This is a genomic window from Paracoccus indicus (assembly GCF_003056335.1).
Lineage (GTDB): Bacteria > Pseudomonadota > Alphaproteobacteria > Rhodobacterales > Rhodobacteraceae > Paracoccus > Paracoccus indicus.
In genome coordinates, this window is sequence record NZ_PYWA01000021.1 from 2,501 (window position 1) to 5,449 (window position 2,949).

Annotated in this window: 2 rRNA genes (1 of these 2 running past the window's edge); both read left to right on the plus strand. The window is 54.8% G+C overall.

The annotated features are described in order from the left end of the window. Positions 1–2,728: ribosomal RNA gene (locus DDE75_RS17035) — 23S ribosomal RNA — on the plus strand (it extends 108 nt beyond the left edge of the window). Positions 2,729–2,815: 87 nt separating this feature from the next. Then, positions 2,816–2,930 (plus strand): 5S ribosomal RNA (rrf, locus tag DDE75_RS17040). The last annotated feature ends 19 nt before the right edge of the window (positions 2,931–2,949 follow it).

Here is a 2,949-nt window from a genome sequence, read left to right on the forward strand (position 1 = left end):
GAATTTCCGAATGGGGAAACCCACCTGAAACTTGGTTGTTGTTGCCGTTCGCGGCACTCAACAATCGGGTTAACCAGGTATCTTTTACCTGAATACATAGGGTTAAAGAAGCAAACCCGGGGAACTGAAACATCTAAGTACCCGGAGGAAAGGAAATCAACAGATACTCCGCTAGTAGTGGCGAGCGAACGCGGACCAGCCGAGCCTTGAGAGTGACGAGAACAGATTGGAAAGTCTGGCCATAGCGGGTGACAGCCCCGTATCGGAAGCTCGATGGGACGCATTAAGTAGGGCGGGACACGTGAAATCCTGTCTGAAGATCGGGGGACCACCCTCGAAGGCTAAGTACTCCTTACTGACCGATAGCGAACCAGTACCGTGAGGGAAAGGTGAAAAGCACCCCGACGAGGGGAGTGAAACAGTTTCTGAAACCGGACGCCTACAAGCAGTCGGAGCCCCCTCGAGGGGTGACGGCGTACCTTTTGTATAATGGGTCAACGACTTGGTCTGTCTAGCAAGCTTAAGCCGTTAGGTGTAGGCGCAGCGAAAGCGAGTCTTAAATGGGCGAACAAGTTAGACGGATCAGACCCGAAACCGAGTGATCTAGGCATGAGCAGGATGAAGGTACGGTAACACGTACTGGAGGTCCGAACCCACACCTGTTGAAAAAGGTCGGGATGACTTGTGCCTAGGGGTGAAAGGCCAATCAAACTCGGAGATAGCTGGTTCTCCGCGAAAGCTATTTAGGTAGCGCCTCGGATGTATTCCTTGGGGGGTAGAGCACTGCATGGATGATGGGGGCCCACAGCCTTACTGAGTCTAAGCAAACTCCGAATACCCAAGAGAACTGTCCGGGAGACACACGGCGGGTGCTAACGTCCGTCGTGGAGAGGGAAACAACCCTGACCAACAGCTAAGGCCCCCAATTCGTGGCTAAGTGGGAAAGCATGTGAGACTTCCAAAACAACCAGGAGGTTGGCTTAGAAGCAGCCATCCTTTAAAGATAGCGTAACAGCTCACTGGTCTAATCAAGAGGTCTTGCGGCGAAGATGTAACGGGGCTCAAGCCACGAGCCGAAGCTTTGGATGCACACTTGTTGTGCGTGGTAGCGGAGCGTTCTGTGATATAGAACGCTGCCTCTTTTGCGTCCTCGGATGCAACGGAGGCAATGTTCTGACTGTGAAGCCGGGCCGTGAGGCAACCGGTGGAGTGATCAGAAGTGAGAATGTTGACATGAGTAGCGACAAACAGGGTGAGAGACCCTGTCGCCGAAAGTCCAAGGGTTCCTGCTTAAAGCTAATCTGAGCAGGGTAAGCCGGCCCCTAAGGCGAGGCCGAAAGGCGTAGTCGATGGGAACCAGGTTAATATTCCTGGGCCAGGAGATGGTGACGGATCCCAGAGGTAGTTCATCCTTATCGGATTGAATGGGCTGCTGAGGGGTCCCTGGAAATAGCCCTCCACAAGACCGTACCCTAAACCGACACAGGTGGACTGGTAGAGAATACCAAGGCGCTTGAGAGAACCACATTTAAGGAACTCGGCAAAATACCTCCGTAAGTTCGCGAGAAGGAGGCCCGGTTTTTGCGCAAGCAGAGGCCGGGGGCACAAACCAGGGGGTGGCGACTGTTTACTAAAAACACAGGGCTCTGCGAAGTCGTAAGACGACGTATAGGGTCTGACGCCTGCCCGGTGCCGGAAGGTTAAAAGGAGAGGTGCAAGCCTTGAATTGAAGCCCCGGTAAACGGCGGCCGTAACTATAACGGTCCTAAGGTAGCGAAATTCCTTGTCGGGTAAGTTCCGACCTGCACGAATGGCGTAACGACTTCCCCGCTGTCTCAAATGTGGACTCAGCGAAATTGAATTGTCTGTGAAGATGCAGACTTCCCGCGGTTAGACGGAAAGACCCCATGCACCTTTACTACAACTTCGCACTGGCATCAGGATTGCGATGTGCAGGATAGGCGGTAGGCTTTGAAGCGGGGACGCCAGTTCCCGTGGAGCCATCCTTGAGATACCGCCCTTCGCACTCTTGATGTCTAACCGCGGCCCGTTATCCGGGTCCGGGACCCTGCGTGGTGGGTAGTTTGACTGGGGCGGTCGCCTCCCAAACAGTAACGGAGGCGCGCGAAGGTTGGCTCAGAGCGGTCGGAAATCGCTCGTTGAGTGCAATGGCAGAAGCCAGCCTGACTGCAAGACTGACAAGTCGAGCAGAGACGAAAGTCGGCCATAGTGATCCGGTGGTCCCGAGTGGAAGGGCCATCGCTCAACGGATAAAAGGTACGCTGGGGATAACAGGCTGATGATGCCCAAGAGTCCATATCGACGGCATCGTTTGGCACCTCGATGTCGGCTCATCTCATCCTGGGGCTGGAGCAGGTCCCAAGGGTACGGCTGTTCGCCGTTTAAAGAGGTACGTGAGCTGGGTTTAGAACGTCGTGAGACAGTTCGGTCCCTATCTGCCGTGGGTGTTGGAGACTTGAGAGGAGTTGCCCCTAGTACGAGAGGACCGGGGTGAACGTTCCACTGGTGGACCAGTTGTCGTGCCAACGGCAGTGCTGGGTAGCTATGAACGGACAGGATAAACGCTGAAGGCATCTAAGCGTGAAGCCCCCCTCAAAACAAGGTCTCCCTTGAGAGCCGTGGAAGACCACCACGTCGATAGGCCGGAGATGTAAGTGCAGCAATGCATTCAGTTGACCGGTACTAATGGCTCGATAGGCTTGATTTGATCCGGAAGAAGGCAGACTTCAGCCTCCTTCCAAATGCATCCTTGGACAACATGGGCAATAGCCCACGCTGAGCGTCTCTTTCCTGGTCTGGTGGCCCTAGCGCGAGCAAAACACCCGATCCCATCCCGAACTCGGCCGTTAAGTGCCGCTGCGCCGATGGTACTGCGTCTCAAGACGTGGGAGAGTAGGTCACCGCCAGACCTGGAAAGAGACGCAAATC